Origin of the sequence: Arthrobacter sp. B2a2-09 (assembly GCF_027587375.1) — a bacterium.
In the GTDB taxonomy this organism is placed as follows: Bacteria; Actinomycetota; Actinomycetes; order Actinomycetales; family Micrococcaceae; genus Arthrobacter.
The window spans coordinates 1-293 of the sequence record NZ_JAMXIC010000118.1; the positions used below are offsets into that span (position 1 = coordinate 1).

Below are 293 nucleotides of genomic sequence, written 5' to 3' on the forward strand. Positions count from 1 at the left end.
TGCTGCCCGAACGCCTCCGGCAAACCCTTCGCCATCGCCCGCCGGTTCTCCAACACGTAGGACACCCCGGAAGGCACGCGGACGTTGTCCTCCAGCACCCGGAACGTGCCCGCGGCATCGCGGACCACGTCGATACCGGACACGTGCACGCGCACCCCGCCGGCCGGTTCGAAACCATGCACGGCACGGTGGAAATGCGCACTCGTGGTCACCAATGCCCGCGGCACCACACCGTCCGCGACCACCGCCATCCGCCCGTAGACATCATCCAGGAAAGCCTCCAAGGCGCGGAC

1 protein-coding gene is annotated in these 293 nt (G+C 68.3%); it reads right to left on the reverse strand.

Annotated elements, in window-relative coordinates:
- A partial coding sequence (locus tag NFJ07_RS25800; protein WP_269998948.1) for a circularly permuted type 2 ATP-grasp protein occupies window positions 1–293 on the reverse strand: 293 nt, incomplete at both ends.